Annotated in this window: 24 protein-coding genes; 17 read left to right on the plus strand and 7 right to left on the minus strand. The window is 67.5% G+C overall.

The window, feature by feature from the left end; translation table 11 throughout:
* Positions 1-140: 140 nt before the first annotated feature.
* Positions 141-467, minus strand: a complete 327-nt coding sequence (locus N5D20_RS06975; RefSeq protein WP_343239060.1) for a helix-hairpin-helix domain-containing protein — start codon at positions 465-467, stop codon at positions 141-143.
* A 201-nt stretch (positions 468-668) separates the two neighbouring features.
* Here N5D20_RS06975 and N5D20_RS06980 point away from each other — a divergent pair, with 201 nt between their 5' ends.
* The 4 genes from N5D20_RS06980 to murU all read left to right on the plus strand — a co-directional run bounded on the left by N5D20_RS06980 (position 669) and on the right by murU (position 4,299).
* On the plus strand, positions 669-2,162 hold the full coding sequence (locus N5D20_RS06980) for a M20 family metallopeptidase (RefSeq protein ID WP_010483606.1): 1,494 nt from the start codon (positions 669-671) through the stop codon (positions 2,160-2,162).
* Between the two features lie 70 nt (positions 2,163-2,232).
* On the plus strand, positions 2,233-2,502 hold the full coding sequence (locus N5D20_RS06985) for a GlsB/YeaQ/YmgE family stress response membrane protein (RefSeq protein ID WP_010483608.1): 270 nt from the start codon (positions 2,233-2,235) through the stop codon (positions 2,500-2,502).
* 64 nt (positions 2,503-2,566) lie between these two features.
* Positions 2,567-3,592 (plus strand): phosphotransferase, encoded by a 1,026-nt coding sequence (locus N5D20_RS06990; RefSeq protein ID WP_279915205.1) that lies wholly within the window; start codon positions 2,567-2,569, stop codon positions 3,590-3,592.
* The gene (murU, locus tag N5D20_RS06995; protein WP_019337113.1) at positions 3,589-4,299 is read left to right on the plus strand and encodes an N-acetylmuramate alpha-1-phosphate uridylyltransferase MurU; all 711 of its coding nucleotides are present in this window, start codon (positions 3,589-3,591) and stop codon (positions 4,297-4,299) included. The genes N5D20_RS06990 and murU overlap by 4 nt, the downstream gene beginning before the upstream one ends.
* Positions 4,300-4,763: 464 nt before the next feature.
* Here murU and hda read toward each other — a convergent pair whose 3' ends face one another.
* The 3 genes from hda to N5D20_RS07010 are packed head-to-tail and all read right to left on the minus strand — an operon-like array spanning position 4,764 to position 7,776.
* Positions 4,764-5,471, minus strand: a complete 708-nt coding sequence (gene hda / locus N5D20_RS07000) for a DnaA regulatory inactivator Hda (protein ID WP_010483615.1) — start codon at positions 5,469-5,471, stop codon at positions 4,764-4,766.
* Positions 5,471-6,640 carry an AI-2E family transporter gene (locus N5D20_RS07005; RefSeq protein ID WP_010483616.1) on the minus strand — a complete coding sequence of 390 codons (1,170 nt, stop codon included), beginning with the start codon at positions 6,638-6,640 and terminating at the stop codon, positions 5,471-5,473. Before N5D20_RS07005 ends, hda begins: the two co-directional genes overlap by 1 nt.
* Positions 6,637-7,776: a DUF2066 domain-containing protein gene (locus tag N5D20_RS07010; protein ID WP_279915204.1), complete on the minus strand. Its 1,140-nt coding sequence runs from the start codon at positions 7,774-7,776 to the stop codon at positions 6,637-6,639. Before N5D20_RS07010 ends, N5D20_RS07005 begins: the two co-directional genes overlap by 4 nt.
* Positions 7,777-7,875: 99 nt before the next feature.
* Here N5D20_RS07010 and purM point away from each other — a divergent pair, with 99 nt between their 5' ends.
* From purM to N5D20_RS07045, 7 genes are all read left to right on the plus strand, one after another.
* On the plus strand, positions 7,876-8,934 hold the full coding sequence (gene purM / locus N5D20_RS07015; RefSeq protein ID WP_049434457.1) for a phosphoribosylformylglycinamidine cyclo-ligase: 1,059 nt from the start codon (positions 7,876-7,878) through the stop codon (positions 8,932-8,934).
* Positions 8,935-8,956: 22 nt separating this feature from the next.
* Positions 8,957-9,445 carry a hypothetical protein gene (locus N5D20_RS07020; protein ID WP_019336866.1) on the plus strand — a complete coding sequence of 163 codons (489 nt, stop codon included), beginning with the start codon at positions 8,957-8,959 and terminating at the stop codon, positions 9,443-9,445.
* Positions 9,442-9,864: a hypothetical protein gene (locus N5D20_RS07025; RefSeq protein ID WP_054171161.1), complete on the plus strand. Its 423-nt coding sequence runs from the start codon at positions 9,442-9,444 to the stop codon at positions 9,862-9,864. The genes N5D20_RS07020 and N5D20_RS07025 overlap by 4 nt, the downstream gene beginning before the upstream one ends.
* Positions 9,865-9,905: 41 nt before the next feature.
* Positions 9,906-10,568, plus strand: coding sequence for a DUF2238 domain-containing protein (locus tag N5D20_RS07030; RefSeq protein ID WP_010483625.1), 663 nt, complete (start codon positions 9,906-9,908; stop codon positions 10,566-10,568).
* On the plus strand, positions 10,565-11,224 hold the full coding sequence (gene purN, locus N5D20_RS07035) for a phosphoribosylglycinamide formyltransferase (RefSeq protein ID WP_279915203.1): 660 nt from the start codon (positions 10,565-10,567) through the stop codon (positions 11,222-11,224). The genes N5D20_RS07030 and purN overlap by 4 nt, the downstream gene beginning before the upstream one ends.
* A gap of 68 nt (positions 11,225-11,292) precedes the next feature.
* The gene (locus tag N5D20_RS07040) at positions 11,293-12,117 is read left to right on the plus strand and encodes a DUF3108 domain-containing protein (RefSeq protein ID WP_010483630.1); all 825 of its coding nucleotides are present in this window, start codon (positions 11,293-11,295) and stop codon (positions 12,115-12,117) included.
* Between the two features lie 2 nt (positions 12,118-12,119).
* Positions 12,120-12,803: a DUF3108 domain-containing protein gene (locus N5D20_RS07045; protein ID WP_010483632.1), complete on the plus strand. Its 684-nt coding sequence runs from the start codon at positions 12,120-12,122 to the stop codon at positions 12,801-12,803.
* A gap of 77 nt (positions 12,804-12,880) precedes the next feature.
* On the opposite strand, the gene N5D20_RS07050 is transcribed toward N5D20_RS07045, so the two are convergent.
* From N5D20_RS07050 to N5D20_RS07060, 3 genes are read right to left on the minus strand one after another with little or no spacing between them, the layout of a single operon-like run.
* Positions 12,881-13,207: an EF-hand domain-containing protein gene (locus N5D20_RS07050; RefSeq protein WP_197577975.1), complete on the minus strand. Its 327-nt coding sequence runs from the start codon at positions 13,205-13,207 to the stop codon at positions 12,881-12,883.
* Positions 13,204-14,475, minus strand: coding sequence for a UDP-N-acetylglucosamine 1-carboxyvinyltransferase (gene murA / locus N5D20_RS07055; protein WP_010483637.1), 1,272 nt, complete (start codon positions 14,473-14,475; stop codon positions 13,204-13,206). Before murA ends, N5D20_RS07050 begins: the two co-directional genes overlap by 4 nt.
* Before the next feature lie 21 nt (positions 14,476-14,496).
* Positions 14,497-14,727, minus strand: coding sequence for a BolA family protein (locus N5D20_RS07060; protein WP_005408396.1), 231 nt, complete (start codon positions 14,725-14,727; stop codon positions 14,497-14,499).
* Between the two features lie 54 nt (positions 14,728-14,781).
* On the opposite strand from N5D20_RS07060, the gene N5D20_RS07065 reads away from it, so the two are divergent.
* From N5D20_RS07065 to N5D20_RS07090, 6 genes are all read left to right on the plus strand, one after another.
* Positions 14,782-15,783: a KpsF/GutQ family sugar-phosphate isomerase gene (locus tag N5D20_RS07065; RefSeq protein ID WP_049480171.1), complete on the plus strand. Its 1,002-nt coding sequence runs from the start codon at positions 14,782-14,784 to the stop codon at positions 15,781-15,783.
* Between the two features lie 66 nt (positions 15,784-15,849).
* Positions 15,850-16,398 (plus strand): HAD hydrolase family protein, encoded by a 549-nt coding sequence (locus N5D20_RS07070; RefSeq protein WP_010483642.1) that lies wholly within the window; start codon positions 15,850-15,852, stop codon positions 16,396-16,398.
* A complete protein-coding gene (gene lptC / locus N5D20_RS07075; protein ID WP_049410270.1) occupies positions 16,395-16,970 on the plus strand; it encodes an LPS export ABC transporter periplasmic protein LptC in 576 nt (191 codons plus the stop codon). The genes N5D20_RS07070 and lptC overlap by 4 nt, the downstream gene beginning before the upstream one ends.
* A gap of 104 nt (positions 16,971-17,074) precedes the next feature.
* Positions 17,075-17,626 carry a lipopolysaccharide transport periplasmic protein LptA gene (gene lptA / locus N5D20_RS07080; RefSeq protein WP_005408392.1) on the plus strand — a complete coding sequence of 184 codons (552 nt, stop codon included), beginning with the start codon at positions 17,075-17,077 and terminating at the stop codon, positions 17,624-17,626.
* Complete coding sequence (gene lptB, locus N5D20_RS07085) at positions 17,626-18,345, plus strand: LPS export ABC transporter ATP-binding protein (RefSeq protein WP_010483646.1); 720 nt, start codon at positions 17,626-17,628, stop codon at positions 18,343-18,345. The genes lptA and lptB overlap by 1 nt, the downstream gene beginning before the upstream one ends.
* Positions 18,346-18,385: 40 nt before the next feature.
* Positions 18,386-19,810 carry an RNA polymerase factor sigma-54 gene (locus N5D20_RS07090; RefSeq protein ID WP_227199476.1) on the plus strand — a complete coding sequence of 475 codons (1,425 nt, stop codon included), beginning with the start codon at positions 18,386-18,388 and terminating at the stop codon, positions 19,808-19,810.
* Positions 19,811-19,831 lie beyond the last annotated feature (21 nt).

The raw sequence follows: 19,831 nt of genomic DNA on the forward strand, positions 1-19,831 counted from the left end.
TTTGTATCTCAGCCCCTTCCACAGGTCTGTGATGCCACCATCCTGGTGAGTGGTGCCGCGTCCTGCGGCGGTCGGTGGTCACGGCCTTCCTGTCCGTGACCGGTGAACCAGCCTCCTGCCGGTTCCGACGATTCCTGCTGTCAGCGCCTCGGTACGGTTCGCACCGGTACCGATCCGGGTACCGGATCCGCCGGCAACAACCTGTTGCCTACGGTGATCCGCTGTCGATTCCGTTCGACGATTGCTTTCCCTATCCCCTTCACCTGCGCCAGGTCCTCGACGCGGTGAAACGGGCCGTGTCTGCGCCGGTGCTCGACGATCGCCTCGGCCTTGGCGGCTCCGACCATCATCAATCCCTGCTGCAGCGCCTGGGCATCGGCGCGGTTGATGTCGATCGGTTCGGCGGCATGCGCCCCTGCGATCCACACGACCAGCACCAGTGCCCTCAACACGACACTCCAAGGCACGACGTGTATCTCCTTGTGGTTCTGACCGTCCCGACCGGCAATCCCGTCGGTAGGAACAGTGTCCGTCACCACATGCACACAGCCTATCGGTTTCCTGGATTTCTAAAAGCCAGCCAAATACCCGACGTGATGTAGGAAAAACCCTACCCACGGCACAGGCGTAGAATGTCGCGATCACAGCCCATGCAATCGGAGTTTCAGATGGACAGCGCCAAGCTCGGCCAATTCGTCAATGACAAGTGGGACAGCGAGATCGTCCCGCAGTTGGTCGACTACATCCGCATTCCCAACAAGTCGCCGATGTTCGACGCCAATTGGGTGCAGAACGGTTACATGGAACAGGCGGTCACGCTGATGGAGAACTGGGCCAAGGCCCAGCAGCTGCCCGGCCTGAAGGTTGAAGTGGTGCGCCTGGAAGGCCGTACCCCGCTGATCTTCCTGGAAATTCCGGCTACCGGCGCCGAAACCGGCGACGACACCATCCTGCTCTACGGCCACCTGGACAAGCAGCCGGAAATGACCGGCTGGGACGACGACCTCGGCCCCTGGACCCCGGTCCTGCGCGGCGACAAGCTGTATGGCCGCGGCGGCGCCGACGACGGTTACGCCATCTTCGGCTCGCTGGCCGCCGTACTGGCGCTGCAGGCCCAGGGCCTGCCGCACGCCCGCTGCGTGGTGCTGATCGAAGCCTGTGAAGAATCGGGCAGCTACGACCTGCCGGCCTACGTCGACCACCTGGCCGACCGCATCGGCAAGCCGTCGCTGGTGGTCTGCCTGGATTCGGGCTGCGCCAACTACGACCAGCTGTGGTGCACCACCTCGCTGCGCGGCCTGACCGGCGGCAACTTCACCGTGAAGGTGCTCAACGAAGGCGTGCATTCCGGCGATGCCTCCGGCGTGGTGCCGTCCAGCTTCCGCCTGCTGCGCCAGCTGCTGTCGCGCATCGAGGACCAGGACACTGGCCGCATCCTGATCGACGGCATGAACGTTGAAATTCCGGCCGAGCGCCAGGAACAGGCCAAGCGCGCCGCCGAAGTGGTCGATACCGAAATCTTCGAGAAGTTCCCGATGGTCGACGGCCTGCGTCCGATGAACGAGGACCTGACCGAGCTGGTGCTCAACCGCACCTGGCGCCCGGCGCTGTCGGTCACCGGCGTCGGTGGCATGCCGGCATTGGAATCGGCCGGCAACGTGCTGCGCCCGCAGACCTCGGTGAAGCTGTCGCTGCGCCTGCCGCCGACCGCAGATGGCAAGACCTGCGGTGAGCTGCTGAAGGAAGCGCTGCTGCGCGACCCGCCGAACGGCGCGCAGGTCACCCTGGATCTGGAAAAGGCCTCCACCGGCTGGAACGCCCCGGCCATGGCGCCGTGGCTGACCCAGGCCATCGACGACGCCAGCCAGGCCTTCTTCGGCAAGCCGGCGATGTACATGGGCGAAGGCGGCTCGATCCCGTTCATGGGCATGCTGGGCGAGAAGTTCCCGGGCGCCCAGTTCATGATCACCGGCGTGCTTGGCCCGCACTCCAACGCGCACGGCCCGAACGAGTTCCTGCACATCCCGATGGGCAAGAAGGTCACCGCCTGCGTATCCAAGGTGATCAGCGAGCACTACGCCGCCAGCCTGCGCGGCGAGACCAGTGGTTCGCCGGTGGCTGCCGACAGTGGCACCCGCCACGGCGACCACGGCTGCTGCTGATCACGTCACACCGTGACGGACGCAGTCTGGCCTTGCTAGGCTGCGTCCACCCTTGCTGGAAATCGCGCGCATGAATGGTCTGTTCGGCAGCAGCAGCTGGCTCTACATCATCCTGGTCGGCTTCTTCGTCGGCCTGCTCGGGCGTTTCTTCATGCCCGGCAACAACCGCATGGGCTGCCTGCTGACCATCGTGCTGGGCATCCTCGGTGCGCTGCTGGCCGGCTGGTTTGGCCAGTACATGGGCTGGTACGCCCCCGGTGAGCCGGCCGGTTTCCTCGGTGCGGTAGTGGGCGCGGTGGCCGTGCTGGCCGTCCTGCGCCTGTTCAGCGGCCGCCGCTGAGCGCGCATCCCCTTCCCTTCCTGTTCCCGACGTTGGCGCGCCCGGCGCGCCCGGATATGCCTGCATGACCGAACCCGCCTCCGATCCCCAGCGCAGCGCGCAGCGTCTGCAGTGGGCCCGTACCCAGCTCGAAGATGCGAATGCAGTGGTCGAACGCGCCTCGGTCGATGCCGGCATGCGCAGCTACTGGCGCACCACCAGCACCGGTGGCAGCCACATCGTGATGGACGCCCCGCCGGGGCTGGAAGATCCGCGGCCGTGGCTGCGCATGCGCGGCCTGCTGCACGACAACGGCCTGCGCGTGCCCATGCTGCTGGCCCAGGATCTGGAGGCCGGCTTCCTGCTGCTGGAAGACCTCGGCGACCCGACCTTGGCGAAGATCCTCGACGAGCGCAACGCTGACGAATGGTTCGGCCGTTCGATCGAACAGCTGCTGCGCCTGCAGGCGATTCCGGTGCCGGCCGACTTCGGCCAGTTCGGCGAAGCGCTGCTGCAGCGTGATGCCGGCCTGTTCGACGAATGGTTCCTGCAGCGCCACCTGAACCTGGAACTGGACTGCGGCGAGATTGAAGGGCTGCAGCTGGTGCATCGCCGGTTGATGGACAACGCGCTGGGCCAGGCCCAGTTGATGACCCACCGCGACTACATGCCACGCAACCTGATGCCGGTCGACGACGGTCCCGCCGTGCTGGATTTCCAGGACCTGGTGCGCGGCCCGATCGCCTACGACGCGGTGAGCCTGTTCAAGGACGCCTTCCTGAGCTGGCCGCTGCAGCGCGTGGACGAGTGGCTCGCGCAGTACCACGAGCGCGCGCGCGATGCCGGCCTGCCGGTGCCCGACCGCGCCACCTTCCTGCGCGACGCCGACTGGATGGGTGTCCAGCGCCACGTGAAGATCCTCGGCCTGTTCTGCCGCCTGCGCTACCGCGACAACAAGGGCCATTACCTGGACGATGCGCCGCGCTTCATCACCTATCTGGATGAAGTGCTGCCGCGCTATCGCGAACTGGCGCCGCTGCAGCGGTTGCTGGACGACCGCATCAAGCCAGCACTGGCCGAGTTGGCCGCACCGCTGCGCGTGGCCCGATGAAGGCGCTGGTCTTTGCCGCTGGCCTCGGCGAGCGCATGCGCCCGCTGACCCTGCACACGCCCAAGCCGCTGCTGGAAGTGGCTGGCAAGCCACTGATCGTCTGGCACCTGGAACGCCTGGCCGCGCTTGGCGTGCGCGAGGTGGTGATCAACACCGCATGGCTGGCCGAGCAGTTCCCGACGATGCTGGGCGATGGCAGCCAATGGGGCCTGCGCCTGCATTTCATGTACGAAGGGCAGACCCCGCTGGAAACCGGCGGCGGCATCCTCAACGCGCTACCGGTGCTGGGCGACGCCCCGTTCCTGGTCGTGAACGGCGACATCTGGACTGATTTCGATTTCGCCACGCTGCCGCGCGAACCACAGGGCCAGGCGCACCTGGTGCTGGTCGACAATCCCGCGCAGCACCCGGACGGCGACTACCGGCTGGACGCGCAGGGCCTGCTGCACCACGACCGCCAAGGGCCGTGCCTGACCTATGCCGGCATCGGCGTGTATCGCCCCTCCATCGTGGCCGACTGGCGCACGGTGATCGGCGATGCGCCGGGTAGCGAGCGTGTTCCGCCGAAGTTCTCGGTGGTGCCGCTGCAGAAGCATTTCATGGCGCAGGGGTTGATGACGGGGCAGCACCATCGCGGGCGTTGGACCGATGTGGGTACCGTGGATCGCCTGCGCGCGCTGGATGTTGAGTTGGCGGCGAACGGCTGAGCCCCTCGTGGTTGGTCGCGTAGAGCGGATCGCGTGTTTGGCCGGGCGGGTGGGCCATGCAGGGGACGCTGCAAGTACGTCCATGTAAGCTCGGTCGCCGCATCCATGCGGCTCACGCCCCTGCGCAGCCCACCCCGACCGGCCTCTGACAGTTTCCGTGCGCGTCCAGCCACGGAAGAAAGGAAAGAAAAGCAAAAGCGGGTCGCTTCGCTGCGCTTGCTCTGGTGTCGACCAAGGTCGGCATCCACCAACAGCCGCGGAAACCTGTCGAAGGCGGGGGGCTGTGGGTTTGCGGGGTGTGAGCCGCATGGATGCGGCGACCAAGCCCCCATGGATGGGTTCACGGCGTCCCCGCAAACCCACAGCGCCCCGCCATCCCACGGATAGCCCGCTTTTGACGTTGACGTTGATGTTGCTTCGGCTTCGGCGGGTGCAGGGCGCAGCCCTGCAAACAAACCCCACCCTCAGTATCGAGGCCGGCCTTCTTCCAGCACCTGGCGCAGGAACGGCACGGTGATCCGCCGCTTCGCCGCCAGTGACTCGCGGTCCAGCCAGTCCAGCAGCGTGATCAATCCACCCAGCTCGCGCCCGGTGTGCGACAGCAGCCACTCGATGGCCGCCTCGTCGATCGCCAGGCCACGCCGCAGTGCACGCTCACGCAGCACCGCCGCGCGACCTTCCTCATCCAACGGCTGCAGCAGCACGCGCACGCACTGGCCCAGGCGCGAACGCAGGTCGGGCAGTACCAGCCCCAGTTCTTCCGGCGCCTTCTGCGCCGTGTACAACACGGTGACGCCCGCAGCGCGCGCGCGGTTGTGGAAATCGAACAGCGCGATCTCGTCCTCGCGGTTGCCGGCAACCTCGTCCAGGCCATCCAGCGCCACCAGTTCGCGCACCTCCAGCCCATCCAGCGCCGCGCGCACGCGGCCGGCGGCGCTGGCCAGCGGCACGTAGGTCGGCAGGCGGCCGGCCTGCTCGGCGCTGGAACACATCGCCAGCGCCTGATGGGTCTTGCCGGTGCCCGCCGCCCCTTCCAGGTAGACCCAGTCGTGGCTGGCGCCCACCGCGATCGCGCGCAGCTGCGCCAGCGCGCCATCCGGCGCGCCGATGAAGGTCTCCAGGCGCTGGTCCCGCGGGTAATGCAGGGCCAGCGGCAGTTGCGGCACACCCATCACTTCAGGTCGGGGCCCTTGTCGTTCGGAATGATGATATGGGGGGCATCGACCACGCCATCAAGCACGATCGCCGGCTTCTCGCCCACGTACAGCTCGCTCTGGCGGTAGCGCTGGTGCGCGTAGCGCAGCAGCACGTTGGTCACCGCCGCCACCGGCAGCGCCAGCAGCATGCCGAGGAAGCCGAACAGCTGGCCGCCGGCCATCACCGCGAAGATCACCGCCACCGGGTGCAGGCCGATCTTGTCGCCGACGATGCGCGGGGTCAGTACGTAGCTCTCCAGCAGCTGGCCCACGGTGAACACCACGCCGACCAGGATCAGCAGCTTCAGGTCGAAGCCCTGTGCCTGCACCAGCGCGGCGATGATCGCCATCAGGATGCCGGTGGTCGCGCCCAGGTAAGGGATGAAGCTGATGAGGCCGGCAATCAGGCCGATCAGCAGGCCCAGCTTCAGGCCAACCAGCGACAGGCCACCGGCATAGATCACGCCCAGCGCCAGCATCACCAGGAACTGGCCGCGGATGAACGCGCCCAGCACCTCGTTGGATTCGCGCGCCAGCGCGCTGATGGTGCCGATCTGGTTGCGCGGAATCACCGACGCGACCCGCTCGACCAGCTTGTCCCAGTCACGCAGGAAGTAGAACGCCAGGATCGGCAGCAGCAGGATGTTGACCACCCAGGTCACCATCGCGAAGCCCGAGCGCGAGACGTAGCCCATGAATGTGGTGGCGAAGCCGCCGGCCTGCTGCCAGTGGCTGCGCACCCATTCGATCAGGCGGTCCGGGTCCAGCCACTGCATCACTTCCAGGCCGGTCTTCTGCTCGAACCAGGGAATGCCCTTTTCCATCAACCACGCCTGTGCCTGCGGCGCGACCGCGATCAGGGTGGTGATCTGGCGCTCGATCATCGGCACCAGCACCAGCAGCAGCGCCACGATCACCAGCACCATCGCCGCGAACACCAGCACCACGCCGGTCATGCGCGAGCGGCCGGTGGCCTCGATGCGGTCCACCAGTGGATCGCCCAGCCAGGCCAGCGCCAGCGCCAGCACGAAGGGAGTCAGGATCGGCGCCAGCAGCCACACCACCCAGCCGACCAGGCCGGCGAACAGGATGTACTTCAGGCGGCGCAGGAACTGCGCGATTTCCGCTTCCGGGGTCAGAGTCATCGCAGGCGGTACTCGTTGCTGACCGGGGCGGCCACCGGGGTACCGGTGGTGTCATCGATCGGCGTCGGCAGGGCCGGCAGCGGTGCGCTCGGCGCCAGCACACCGTTGTCGCCCAGCATGCGGTTGAAGCCGGCCAGGCCGGTGGTCATCTCCAGGCTCAGCTCCAGCTGGCCGGCCGAGGCGTGCAGCGGGGTGACGTTGCGCACCACCGGCACCTCGCGCAGGCCGGCAGCCAGGCGCAGGTAGTCATCGGCACTGTTGATGCCGGTGACCACTACACGGTAGGTGCCGGCCTGGCCGACGGCGGCGCCCGCCTTGGCATAGCGCTTGACCAGCGCATCGGCGGCACCATCGGCACCGGCGGCCATCGCACGCATGGCGTTGGCGTCCTTGCTGGTCCACTTGTTCAGCTCACGGCCGTTGTCGACGAACACCCAGTCCGCCTGCCAGCCACCGTTGGCGCGGTACAGCTTGCCGATCAGCTGCATCGGCGGCGAGTAGCGCGAAGAGGCGCGGGCCACGGCGGCGCTGTCCTGGCGCCAGATGGCACCGGCCAGTGCCTGTTCGGCAGCACCACCGCTGGGCAGGCCCAGCTTGTAGCCGCGCTCGATGGCGCGGTTCAGCAACGACCGGGCGGCGTTGGCCTGCTGCACGCTGACCAGGCGCGGACCGCTGCCGTCGTCGACGGCCAGCCACAGCACCGGCTTCGGGCGCGGCTGCGGCCACAGCGGCAGGCCCAGCGCCGACACCAGCGAATCGACATCGTCCTCGCGGAAGCGGGCCACCAGCAGGGTACGGAAGCTGGGGGCGCCACTGGCGCTCACGCTCTGGTCCTGCTTGTAGTCGTAGCTGGCCACGTAATCCTTGGCATTGCGCAGCGCCTGCGCCACGCCAGGGCGCGACATCACGCTGCGATCGCCGGACAATTTGCCCAGTACAACGCTCAAGGCGCGGGCCAGGGCGCCGTTGCGGTCGGCTTCGGCTTGGCTGTTGACGGGCACTTCGGCCTCGTACGCGCCAGTGGCGGTGGCAACATCACCCTCGGTGCGCAGGCCGCTCTGGGCCATCGTGGCCACCGGCAGGCTCAGCGCAAGGAGCAGGGTCAGAATCAGGCTGCGGCGCATCAGGACATCCATTGGCTCGACGTATCCGGGGGAATTGTTGCCCGAATACGGCCTTTGCGCCAATGCGGCCTGTTAAAATCGCCCGTTCAACCCCTGCCAGCGCCGACGCCCGTGACCAACACCCCGTCTTCCGCCCCCTCCCCCCTCACCTACCGTGACGCGGGTGTCGACATCGACGCCGGCAACGCGCTGGTCGAGCGGATCAAGCCCCTGGTCAAGCGCAGCTTCCGCCCGGAAGTGATGGGTGGCCTGGGTGGCTTCGGCGCCCTGTTCGACCTGTCCAACAAGTACCGCGAGCCGGTGCTGGTGTCCGGTACCGACGGCGTGGGCACCAAGCTGAAGCTGGCCCACCAGCTGAACCGCCACGATACGATCGGCATCGACCTGGTCGCCATGTGCGTGAACGACGTGCTGGTGCAGGGTGCCGAACCGCTGTTCTTCCTGGACTACTTCGCTACCGGCAAGCTGGACATCGACACCGCCGCGGCGGTCGTGGGCGGCATCGCCAACGGCTGCACCGAGGCCGGCTGCGCGCTGATCGGCGGCGAAACCGCTGAAATGCCCGACATGTATGCCCCGGGCGAGTACGACCTGGCCGGCTTCACGGTCGCTGCGGTCGAGAAGAGCGAGCTGAAGGACGGCGCCAGCGTGGCCGCCGGCGACGTGCTGATCGGCATCGCCTCGTCCGGCCCGCACTCCAACGGTTACTCACTGGTGCGCCGCATCTACGACCGCGCCGGTCGCCCGGCCGATCTGGAGCTGGAAGGCGGCGTGAAGCTGGTCGATGCGCTGATGGCGCCGACCCGCCTGTACGTCAAGCCGATCCTGTCGCTGCTGAAGTCGCACGGCGAGGCCATCCATGGCATGGCCCACATCACCGGTGGCGGCCTGACCGAGAACATCATCCGTGTGGTGCCCGAAGGCCTGGGCCTGGACATCCAGGCCTCGTCGTGGACCCTGCCGCCGGTGTTCCAGTGGCTGCAGAAGGAAGGCGCGGTGGCCGACAGTGAAATGTGGCGCACCTTCAACTGCGGCATCGGCTTCGTGCTGATCGTGGCGCCGGACCAGGTGGCTGCAGTGTCCGACGCGGTCAAGGCGCAGGGCCTGGAGCACTGGACCATCGGCCAGGTGGTCACCGCCGAAGGCGCCGAGCGCGTCCACATCGGCTGATCCCGGCAACCCAGGAGCCCGCATGGACGCAACGCCCCCCTTGTCGCCCGCCCCCGTGCCGCCGCCGCTGGCGACGGTACCGGTGTTCAGCGCGCAGGATGCCGATCACCTGCGCATGCTGGCCATCGCGCACTACGTGGTCGGCGCCCTGATCGCGCTGTTCTCGCTGATCTTCATCATCCACATCGTGCTGGGCATCACCGCGCTCACCGGCAACCTGCCGATGAATTCCGGCGGCCAGCCGTCATCGCCGGCCGAGGAACGCCTGTTCGGCTGGATGTTCACCATCGTCGGCTGCGTCATCGTGTTCGGTGGCGTGACCCTGGGCGCGTTCGTGGCCTACGCCGGCCGCTGCCTGACCCGTCGCCGCCGCTACCTGCTGTGCCTGATCGTGGCCGGCTTGGCCTGCCTGTTCACGCCGATCGGCACCGCACTGGGGGTGTTCAGCCTGATCACCCTGCTGCGCCCGCAGGTCAAGGCCGCCTTCGACCTTCCCGCCACGACCGCATGACTGCCTCTGGCAATCCGCCGCCGCTGCCGCATCAGACCCTGGCGCAGCTGCAGCTGACCAGCCATCTGCAGACGCTGAAAGTGCTGTTCTACGCGTTGGCCGGCTTCCATTGGGTCGCCACAGTGGCGTTCCTCGGCCTCAGCGGCTGGGTGGCCCAGTCACGCGGGCTGGACGATGCCTGGATGCTGACCACGGTCTATGCGTCGATCGCCGGGCTGGCCGCCGTTCTGGGGTTCGTGCAGCTGCACACCGCGCGCCAGCTGTCACATCGCACCGGGCTGGCCTGGTGCCAGCGCGCAGCCTGGCTGGGCGTACTGGCAGGCCCGCTGGGCATGGCCTTGGCCGCCTATGCCTGGGTGTTCCTGTCCAAGCCTGAAATGGCCGCGCTGTTCGACCGCGGCGACCACCTCAGTGTCTGAACCTGCCGGCAGACGCCCCGTCCTGTCCTGATCGATTTCCCATGTCCGCGCCTGCCCTCCCGACGTCCACTTCGCCCACCACCCACCGCTTCTCGGGGCCCAAGAAGCTGGCCTTTGCCACCGTACTGGCGGTGTTCGCCATCAGCTGGGTCCACCCGCTGTGGCCTACCGAACAGGCCCTGCACAGCACCCTGACCGTGATCGGGCTGGCCGCGCTGCTGTGGGTCGACCGTCGCGGCGGCTGGCTGGGCAACGGCGCCTTCATCGCCATCTGTGGCTTCATCGCGCTGCACTGCGTGGCGGCGCGCTGGCTGTATTCCAACGTGCCCTACGACGCTTGGGCGCAGGCGCTGACCGGCTGGTCGCCGAACGCGGCCTTCGGCTGGCAGCGCAATCACTTCGACCGCCTCATCCACTTCCTGTTCGGCGTCTGCTTCACTCCCGCGCTGCTGCAGCTGGCGCGCCATGCGTGGCCCGCGCTGCGCCTGGGCCAGGCCTTCACCCTGGCGGTGATGACGGTGATGTGTGCCAGCCTGGTCTACGAATGGTTCGAGTGGGCCATCGCGCTGGCGCTGTCGCCGGATGCCGCCGAGGCCTACAACGGCCAGCAGGGTGACATGTGGGATGCGCATGCCGACATGCTGATGGCGACCGTCGGCAGCCTGCTGACGTGGCCACTGATCCGCCGGAGTTCCCTGCAATGACCGCCCCAACCCGCATCGCCGTGCTCGCCTCGGGCCGCGGCAGCAACCTGCAGGCCATCCTCGACGCGATCGGCAGCGGCCGCCTGCCGGCCGAGGTGGTCGGCGTGTTTTCCGACCGCCCCGCCGCGGAGGTCCTGCAGCGCGTCGCACCGAACCTGCGCTGGGCACACGCACCGAAGTCCTTCAGTGACCGCGCCAGCTACGAGCAGGCACTGGGCGATGCGCTTGCCGCAGTACAGCCGGACTGGATCGTCTGTGCAGGCTACATGCGCATCCTCGGCGCGGCCTTCGTACAGCGCTTCGATGGCCGGCTGGTCAATATCCATCCGTCGCTGCTACCGCTGCACAAGGGCCTGGACACCCATGCCCGGGCGCTGCAGGCCGGCGATGCCGAGCACGGCGCCAGCGTGCACCTGGTGGTGCCGGAGCTGGATGCCGGAGCCGTGCTGGCGCAGGTACGTGTACCGGTGCAGCCAGGTGATGACGCGCACAGCCTGGCCGAGCGCGTGCTGGCGGTGGAGCATCCGCTGCTGATCGCCACCCTGCAGCTGTTGTGCGAGGGCCGCCTGGCTGAACGGGAGGGTCAGCCCTGGCTGGACGGTCACCCCCTGTTTAGCCCCTTGGCCCTAGATTCCGCCGGAAACCTGAACCGGTAACGCCCTTGCACACGCCCTGCTGACTGCGGGGCTGGCATCCTGCCCCCCTCCTGCGGTCCCTGTCCTCCATGAAGACCACGACCCTGCTGTCCACTTCATTGCTGCTGTCGCTTGCCGTGTTCCCCGGCGTGGGCTGGGGACAGGCACCGGCGCCCGCCACCCCGCCGGCACCGGTGCCCGCAGCGCAGCCGCCTGCCGAGGCGCCGGTCGTACCGATGCCACCGGCACTGGCCTGGGAGCCACCGCCGCTGCAGCCGTTCAGCGCCACCTACCAGGCCTTCTACAAGGGCAAGGAAGCGGGCGATGCCAGCATGCAGGTCACCCACACCGGCGGCAGCCAGTGGCGGGTCGACATGCAGGTGGTCGGCCGCCGCGGCTTTGCCAGCGTGCTGGGCCTGAACATCGAACAGAGCACGGTGTTCGAGGAGCGCAGCGGCGTGTATGCGCCGCTCAGCCAGAGCACGGTGCGCAAGGGCCTGTTCCTGGGCAAGAAGGCGGTCGGTACCTACAACTGGCAGGCCGGCACCGCGCAATGGACCGGTGACGTCAAGAAGGAACGCGCGCAGCCGATCCCGCTGCAGGCGGGCGACCAGAGCGCGCTGCTGATCAATCTGGCGATCATGCGCGATGCCCGCCCGGGCGCCGCCATGCACTACCGCTACGTGGACATGGGCAAGGTCCGCGAACACGACTACCAGGCCGCGCCGCAGACCGAGAACGTCGAGGTCGGCGACCTGTCCTACAACGCGCTGCGGGTCTACCGGACCAACGGCGGCAGAAACGAAACCATTCTCTGGATCGCCAACGGTGTCCCCACCCCGGTGCGCATCCTGCAACGCGAAGACGGCGAAGATCGCGTCGATCTGCGCCTGATCGAATACCAAGGAGTCTGAGCATGAACACCCTGACCCGCCCCCTCACCTGGATCGCAGCCGCCGCCCTGACCGTGGCCAGCCTGCCGGCCATGGCCCTGGAACCGTTCAAGGCGGATTACCTGGCCAGCTACATGGGCATGCAGGCCAACGGCACCATGACCCTGGCCAGCGAAGGCAGCAACAAGTGGCGCTACAGCCTGCAGGTGAAGAACCAGCTGGCCGACCTGAGCCAGAGCACGGTGTTCGAGGAAGTCCGTGGCCAGCTGCGCCCGCTCAGCAGCCAGGACCGTTCGGCGCTGCTGGTGAAGAAGCGCAACGTGCAGGCCAACTACAACTGGACCAGCAACCAGGCCACCTGGACCGGCGACATCAAGCCGGACCGTGCGGGCCCCATCGCGCTGAAGGCGGGCGACATGGACGCGCTGCTGATCAACCTGGCGATCGCCCGTGACCTGGCCGCCGGCAAGCCGCTGACCTATCGCATGGTCGACGAAGGCCGCATCAAGAACATGACGTACCGCGTGATCGGCAAGGAGTCGATCACCGTGGGCGGCAAGAGCTACGAGGCCACCAAGGTCTCGCGCGCCGACGGCAACAAGGAACTGATCGCCTGGATCGTGCCGGAGTTCCCGGTGCCGGCGCGCATGCTGCAGCGTGAGAGCGGCCGCGATGCGCTGGACCTGACCATCAAGGCGATGAACTGACCGGAGATCCACGTCATCCACGCATGGCGTGGATGGATGTATCCCAAAAAGAAACGCCCGCTTCCGCGGGCGTTTTCTTACTTCTTCGCTTCGGCCGGTTTCTCTTCGGCCGCCTTGAACTCGGTGCGGCAGTCCACGCGGATCTGCTCACCGGTGCTGCGCCAGACGAAGGTGCGGCAATGACGGTTGCCGTCCTGGCTGTCGTTCACTGCGACCGCATAGAACGACTCGATGATTTCATCACGCGTGACCGTGCCATCGCCATTCCAGTCCATGTCCTTCTGCTCGATGCCCCGGGTGATGGCGATGTTGGAGTACCAGGCATAGCCCAGCCACGCCAGCACGATCAGCACCAGGGCCAGCAGCGCCTTGCGACGCGGGCTGAACTTGCCGCGCAGGATCATGGCACGCGCCGGATGGTGGCGCCGAGCGAAGACAGCTTCTCTTCGATGTTCTCGTAGCCACGATCAAGGTGGTAGATGCGGTCGATGGTGGTGTCGCCGCTGGCCATCAGGCCGGCCAGGATCAGCGACGCCGACGCACGCAGGTCGGTCGCCATCACCGGTGCACCGCTCAGGTGCTCGCTGCCACGCACGATGGCGGTATGCCCTTCGACCTGGATGTCCGCACCCAGGCGCAGCAGTTCGTTGACGTGCATGAAACGGTTCTCGAAGATCGTTTCGTTGATCACGCCCACGCCGTCGGCCACGCAGTTGAGCGCCATGAACTGCGCCTGCATGTCGGTCGGGAATGCCGGGTACGGCGCGGTGGTCAGGTTGACCGCCTTCGGCCGCTTGCCCTGCATGTCCAGGGTGATGGTGTCGTCGGTGGTCTCGATCTTCGCACCGGCCTCGACCAGCTTGGACAGCACCGCGTCCATGGTGTTCGGGCGCGCACGGTTGACCGTGACCTTGCCACCGGTCATCGCTGCGGCGACCAGGAAGGTGCCGGTCTCGATGCGGTCGGGCAGCACTTCATGGCGGCCACCGGACAGGCGCTCGACGCCTTCGATCACCAGGCGGGCGGTGCCCAGGCCTTCGATCTTCGCGCCCAGCGCGATCAGGCAGTGCGCCAGATCGGTCACTTCCGGTTCCATCGCGCAGTTGTCGAGGATGGTGGTGCCTTCAGCCAGCACCGCACCCATCAGCACGTTCTCGGTGCCGGTGACGCTGACCATGTCGAAGGTGAAATGGCCGCCCTTGAGGCGCTTGGCGGTGGCCTTGATGAAGCCGTTCTCGACCACGATCTCGGCACCCAGCGCCTGCAGGCCCTTGATGTGCTGGTCGACCGGACGCGAACCGATCGCGCAGCCGCCGGGCAGCGACACTTCGGCCGCGCCGAAGCGGGCCAGCAGCGGGCCCAGCACCAGGATCGAAGCGCGCATGGTCTTGACCAGCTCGTAGGGTGCCACGTGCTGGTTGACCGAGCGCGGGTCGACCACGATCGCGCTGCCGCGCGACAGCGTGCCCTGGTCGATGGTGACCTTGGCGCCCAGCTCGCCCAGCAGCTTCACCGTGGTGACCACGTCGTGCAGGTGCGGCACGTTGGTGATCTCCACCGGCGCATCGGCCAGCAGGGTCGCGCAGAGAATGGGGAGGACGGCGTTCTTGGCGCCGGAGATGCTCACTTCACCGTGCAGCGCAGCGCCGCCGGTCACAACGATCTTGGCCATGTATTCGGGATCTTCTGCGGTTCAGCCGGCTTCGGCCGGGGTCACGGTTTTCAGCGCCAGCGCGTGGATCGCGCCGCCCATCAGGTCGCCCAGCGTGGCATACACCATGCGGTGGCGGGCCAGCGGCATCTTGCCGGCGAAGGCCTCGCAGACCACGGTCGCTTCGAAATGCACGCCATCGTCGCCCTGCACGTCGGCGCGGGCGCCAGGCAGGCCGGTTTCGATCAGATTGCGGATGGTGTCGGCGTCCAACGGGCTTTCCTAATAAAATGTGCGTCCATTCTACTTCCGCTGCGTGGCGTCCGCATGGCCGAATCCCTGTTGCCCCCCCGTTCCGTCGACCCTGCCGGCCTGGTCGCCAGCGGCCGCCGCGTCTTCGAGATCGAGCGGCAGGCGCTGGATGCCGTGGCCGACCGCCTTGGCGAGGCCTTCCAGCAGGCCTGCCAGGCGATCCTGGCCAGCCGCGGGCGGGTGGTCGCCACCGGCATGGGCAAATCCGGGCATATCGCCCGCAAGATCGCCGCCACCCTGGCCTCCACGGGTACGCCCGCGTTCTACGTGCACCCGGGCGAAGCCGGCCATGGCGACCTGGGCATGATCACCGAAGACGACGTGGTGCTGGCCCTGTCCTATTCGGGCGAGTCGGACGAGGTGCTGATGCTGCTGCCGGTACTCAAGCGCCAGGGCAACGTGCTGATTTCCATGACCGGCCGCCCGCAGTCCAGCCTCGCCACCGCCGCCGACATCCATCTGGATGTGAGTGTGCCGGCCGAGGCCTGCCCGCTGGCGCTGGCGCCGACCTCCAGTACCACCGCCTCGCTGGCGATGGGCGATGCGCTGGCTGTGGCCCTGCTCGACGCACGCGGCTTCACCGCCGATGACTTCGCCCGCTCGCACCCGGCCGGCAGCCTCGGCCGCCGCCTGTTGCTGCACATCACCGACGTGATGCACACCGGCGAGGACCTGCCCAGCGTGGGCGCCGACGCCAGCCTCAGCGAAGCGCTGATGGAAATGAGCCGCAAACGGTTGGGCATGACCGCCGTGGTCGATGCCGACGGCGTGCTGATCGGCCTGTTCACCGACGGTGACCTGCGCCGTGCGCTGGACAGCGCGCTGGACGTGCGCACCGCAAAGATCGCCGATGTGATGACCCGCAACCCGCGCACCATCGGTGCTGACCAGCTCGCGGTCGAGGCGGCCCGGCAGATGGAAACCCAGAAAATCAATGGCCTGATCGTGGTCGATGGCCAGGGCCGCGCGGTCGGCGCCCTGAACATTCATGACCTGTTGCGGGCCCGGGTGGTTTAACCGAGAGTCCATCAACCCCATTCAGTCTGTAACGCCGCACCTGCCCCCAACGAGCCTGCCGCCCTGATGCCCTGGTCCCCCCTGCCCGCCTTCCCCGCCCACCTGCATGCCGCCGCGGCCCGTATCCGCCTGGCCTGCTTCGACGTGGACGGCACCCTCACCGACGGTCGGCTGTACTACGACAAGGACGGCAACGAGAGCAAGGCGTACTTCGTGCAGGATGGCCTGGGCCTGAAACTGCTGCAGCAGCACGGTATCCACCCCGTGCTGATCACCGCGCGCAACAGCCAGTCCGCGCTCAAGCGCGGCGCCGACCTCGGCATCGACACCCAGATCGCCGTGGGCGACAAGCTGGCCAGCGTGCAGGCGCTGTGCGCGCAGCACGGCATCGGCCTGGAACAGGTGGCGTTCATGGGCGATGACCTGCCCGACCTGGCGCCACTGGGTGCGGTCGGCCTGGCGGTGGCCCCGGCCAACGCCCATCCGTGGATCGCCGAGCGCGTGCACTGGCAGACCCGTGCCGAGGGCGGGCTGGGCGCCGCACGTGAGCTGTGCGACATCCTGCTGGCCGCCCAGGGCCACGTGGACGCCGTGCTGGCGAGGTTCGGCGCATGAACCTGCCCACCCTGAACTGGCGCACCGTGCTCGGCATCGGCCTGCTGCTGGCCGCCCTGCTGAGCAGTTGGGCGGCGCTGCGCAACCGCGACAAGGGGCCAGCCAAGGGTGGCCAGGAAGTCGGCGTGGATTACATCCTGCATGACTTCCAGATCGTCGCCCTGGATGAGCACGGCAAGGAATCGACCACCCTGCGTGCGCCGCTGCTGGAGCGCCAGCGCGGTGACCAGACCATCAACATCGCCACGCCGCTGTTCGAGATGCCGGACAAGGATGGCAAGCACTGGACCCTGCGTGCCGAGACCGGCTGGCTCAGTGCCAAGGGCGACGAGATGAAGCTGCGCGGCAATGTCGCCGGCGACAGCCCGGCCGGCCCGGGCACGGTGCCGACCACCTTCCGCACCGATCATCTGGACGTGTTCCCGAAGGAAAACCGCGCCCGCACCGACGCCCTGGTGACCATGACCCGCCCGGGCATGGAACAGTCCGGCGTCGGCTTCGAAGTGGATTCGAAGAACAACACGTATCATTTCCTCAGCCAGTCCAAGGGCCGCTACACGCCCAAGCACTGATTCCGCCGCCAGCCTGCGACGTCTCCGGACAGGCGCAGGGCCGGCAGCCCCATCCGCCCGCCCCCGGCCCGCCCGGGAGGCCCTCACCGGTAGAACGGACCCCGATGAAGATTCCCTTTGCCGCCGTACTCGCGCTCGGTCTTCTTGTCCCCAGCGCCGCCTTCGCCAAGTCCACCGACCGCAACGAAGACATGCACATCGATTCCGGCGCCCAGTCGGGCATGCTCACCGGCGACGGCAAGACCGTGCTGTCGCAGGGCGTGATCATCACCCAGGGCACGCTGGACCTGCGCTCGTCCGAGGCCGAGATCTACCTCAAGGACGGCGAGGCCGTGCGCGTGGTGTTCACCGGCAAGCAGGCCAAGATGAAGCAGCAGCTCGATGACGGCACCTGGATGGACGCGCTGGCTGATCGCATCGATTACGACATCAAGACCGAGATCATCACCCTGACCGGCAACTACAAGGTCACCAGCGCCCGCGGCACCAATGCCGGCCAGCGCATGGTCTACAACACCCGCACCGGCGAGATGAACTCCGGTGGTGACGGCAGCCGCGTGCGCACCGTCATCCCGCCGAAGAACAAGACCCCGGCCGCGCCTGCGGCACAGCCCAAGGCCACCACGCCGGCGCAGCCGGCCGGGAGCAGGAAGTAATGCTCGTCGCCAAGGGCCTGCGCAAGAAGTACAAGCAGCGCGAAGTCGTCAAGGACTTCGGGTTGACCCTCGACGCCGGTGAAGTGGTCGGCCTGCTCGGCCCCAACGGCGCCGGCAAGACCACCTGCTTCTACATGATCGTCGGCCTGGTTGCGGCTGACGCTGGCAGCATCGTGCTCGATGGCAAAGACATCACCGGCGATCCGATGTATACCCGCGCCAAGCAGGGCGTGGGCTATCTGCCGCAGGAACCCTCGGTGTTCCGCAAGCTGACCGTGGCCGACAACATCCGCCTGGTGCTGGAACTGCGCGAGGACCTCGATTCGAAGGGCCGCGAACGCGAATTGAACAGCCTGCTCGACGAACTGCAGCTGGGCCATGTCGCTGACCAGCTCGGTGCCAGCCTGTCCGGTGGCGAACGTCGCCGCTGCGAGATCGCCCGCGCACTGGCCGCGCAGCCGCGCCTGATCCTGCTCGACGAACCGTTCGCCGGTGTCGACCCGATTTCGGTCGGCGAGATCCAGCGCATCGTCACCCATCTCAAGCAGCGTGGCATCGGCGTGTTGATCACCGACCACAACGTGCGCGAGACCTTGGGTATCTGCGACCGCGCGTATATCCTCGCTGAGGGCAGCGTGCTGGCCCAGGGTTCGCCGGAAGCGATCCTGGACAACGCCGATGTACGTCGCGTCTACCTCGGGGATTCCTTCAAGCTGTGAGTGCAGTCGCCGGGTCCCTTTCCTTCCTTTCGGCACAGGCATGAAGACTCGGCTGCAGACATCGTTGGGACAGCAACTGGTGCTCACGCCCCAGTTGCAGCAGGCGATCAAGCTGCTGCAGATGTCCACCACCGAGCTGGAGCTGGAAATCGCGCAGGCGGTGGAAAGCAATCCACTGCTGGACTGGGCCGACAGCAGTGACAGCAGCAGTACCGCCAACGAAGCCGGCGATGGCAACGACAGTGACGCCGCCGCAGAACGCACCGATGCCGGTGACGACTGGGCACCGGCCGAACTGGACTGGAGCGCGGCCGGCAGCGGTGGCAGCTTCGACGATGACGACGACAACGGCAGCGCTGCCGAGCGCGTAGCCGAAACCGAAACACTGGCCGACCATCTGCTGTGGCAGCTGCATCTGTCGCATCTGTCCTCGCGTGATCGCAGCATCGGCGCGGCACTGATCGATGCATTGGACGACGACGGGTACCTGCGCGAGCCGCTGGCCACCATCGCTGAAACCCTGTTGCCGGCGATCCACGCCGACGAGGACGAGATCCTCGCCGTGCTGCATCGCATCCAGCGCTTCGATCCGGTGGGTGTGGCTGCACGCACGCTGGGCGAATGCCTGCTGCTGCAGCTGGATGTGCTGGCCGGCGACACGCCCGCCCTGATCCTGGCGCGGCAGATTGCCGCAGGCCCCTTGGAACGGTTGCCGCGCAGCGGCGTCGCCGGGCTTGCCCATGAGTTGAAGCAGCCGCTGGACGAGGTCGAGGCTGCCGTGGCGCTGCTGCGCTCGCTGGACCCGCGCCCGGGCACGCAGATCGCACCGCTGTCGCAGGACACCTATGTGGTGCCGGACGTGGTGGTGTGGCGGCAGAACGGCGTGTGGCGCGCGGCGCTGGCCGCGCATGCCGGGCCGAAGGTGGTGATCCACCGCGGCTACGAACAGCTGATCCGACGCTGTGGCGACGCCGATGCCGGCTACCTGCGTGCCCAGCTGCAGGAAGCGCGCTGGCTGCTGAAAGGGCTGCAGCAGCGTGGCGAAACCCTGCTGCGCGTCGTGCGCAGCCTGATCCTGCAGCAGGCCGGCTTCCTTGAATTCGGTGAGCAGGCGCTGCGTCCACTGACCCTGCGCGAGATCGCCGCCGAGCTCGGCCTGCACGAATCCACGGTCTCGCGCGCGATCGCCCGCAAGCACGTGCGTACCCCGCGAGGCACCCTGCCGCTGCGCGCCTTCTTTGCCTCCGGCATTGATACCGAGGGCGGTGGCGAGGCGTCCAGCACCGCCATCCAGGCGATGATCCGGCGCCTGATCGACGACGAGAACCCGCGCAAGCCGCTTTCTGACGCCAAGCTGGCTGACCTGCTCAAATCATCGGGAATTCCAGTAGCGCGGCGCACCGTGGCGAAGTATCGTGAAGCCATGAACATTTCCGCCTCGCACGAAAGGGTCAGAATCGCTTGACGCGCCGCCGCGCCCGGCGGA

The organism is Stenotrophomonas sp. GD03877 (genome assembly GCF_029840555.1).
GTDB lineage: Bacteria > Pseudomonadota > Gammaproteobacteria > Xanthomonadales > Xanthomonadaceae > Stenotrophomonas > Stenotrophomonas geniculata.

What these genes read in the sequence shown, in the direction of transcription:
- N5D20_RS06990 (WP_279915205.1), top strand. Translation starts at nt 2,567, where the DNA reads ATGACCGAACCCGCCTCCGATCCCCAGCGCAGCGCGCAGCGTCTGCAG.
- N5D20_RS07020 (WP_019336866.1), top strand. Translation starts at nt 8,957, where the DNA reads ATGGACGCAACGCCCCCCTTGTCGCCCGCCCCCGTGCCGCCGCCGCTG.
- murA (WP_010483637.1), bottom strand. Translation starts at nt 14,475, where the DNA reads ATGGCCAAGATCGTTGTGACCGGCGGCGCTGCGCTGCACGGTGAAGTG.
- N5D20_RS07090 (WP_227199476.1), top strand. Translation starts at nt 18,386, where the DNA reads ATGAAGACTCGGCTGCAGACATCGTTGGGACAGCAACTGGTGCTCACG.
- N5D20_RS07025 (WP_054171161.1), top strand. Translation starts at nt 9,442, where the DNA reads ATGACTGCCTCTGGCAATCCGCCGCCGCTGCCGCATCAGACCCTGGCG.
- N5D20_RS07070 (WP_010483642.1), top strand. Translation starts at nt 15,850, where the DNA reads ATGCCCTGGTCCCCCCTGCCCGCCTTCCCCGCCCACCTGCATGCCGCC.
- N5D20_RS06980 (WP_010483606.1), top strand. Translation starts at nt 669, where the DNA reads ATGGACAGCGCCAAGCTCGGCCAATTCGTCAATGACAAGTGGGACAGC.
- N5D20_RS07045 (WP_010483632.1), top strand. Translation starts at nt 12,120, where the DNA reads ATGAACACCCTGACCCGCCCCCTCACCTGGATCGCAGCCGCCGCCCTG.
- N5D20_RS07005 (WP_010483616.1), bottom strand. Translation starts at nt 6,640, where the DNA reads ATGACTCTGACCCCGGAAGCGGAAATCGCGCAGTTCCTGCGCCGCCTG.
- lptC (WP_049410270.1), top strand. Translation starts at nt 16,395, where the DNA reads ATGAACCTGCCCACCCTGAACTGGCGCACCGTGCTCGGCATCGGCCTG.
- N5D20_RS07065 (WP_049480171.1), top strand. Translation starts at nt 14,782, where the DNA reads ATGGCCGAATCCCTGTTGCCCCCCCGTTCCGTCGACCCTGCCGGCCTG.
- N5D20_RS07050 (WP_197577975.1), bottom strand. Translation starts at nt 13,207, where the DNA reads ATGATCCTGCGCGGCAAGTTCAGCCCGCGTCGCAAGGCGCTGCTGGCC.
- lptA (WP_005408392.1), top strand. Translation starts at nt 17,075, where the DNA reads ATGAAGATTCCCTTTGCCGCCGTACTCGCGCTCGGTCTTCTTGTCCCC.
- N5D20_RS07030 (WP_010483625.1), top strand. Translation starts at nt 9,906, where the DNA reads ATGTCCGCGCCTGCCCTCCCGACGTCCACTTCGCCCACCACCCACCGC.
- purN (WP_279915203.1), top strand. Translation starts at nt 10,565, where the DNA reads ATGACCGCCCCAACCCGCATCGCCGTGCTCGCCTCGGGCCGCGGCAGC.
- lptB (WP_010483646.1), top strand. Translation starts at nt 17,626, where the DNA reads ATGCTCGTCGCCAAGGGCCTGCGCAAGAAGTACAAGCAGCGCGAAGTC.
- N5D20_RS07010 (WP_279915204.1), bottom strand. Translation starts at nt 7,776, where the DNA reads ATGGATGTCCTGATGCGCCGCAGCCTGATTCTGACCCTGCTCCTTGCG.
- N5D20_RS07040 (WP_010483630.1), top strand. Translation starts at nt 11,293, where the DNA reads ATGAAGACCACGACCCTGCTGTCCACTTCATTGCTGCTGTCGCTTGCC.
- N5D20_RS06985 (WP_010483608.1), top strand. Translation starts at nt 2,233, where the DNA reads ATGAATGGTCTGTTCGGCAGCAGCAGCTGGCTCTACATCATCCTGGTC.
- murU (WP_019337113.1), top strand. Translation starts at nt 3,589, where the DNA reads ATGAAGGCGCTGGTCTTTGCCGCTGGCCTCGGCGAGCGCATGCGCCCG.
- hda (WP_010483615.1), bottom strand. Translation starts at nt 5,471, where the DNA reads ATGGGTGTGCCGCAACTGCCGCTGGCCCTGCATTACCCGCGGGACCAG.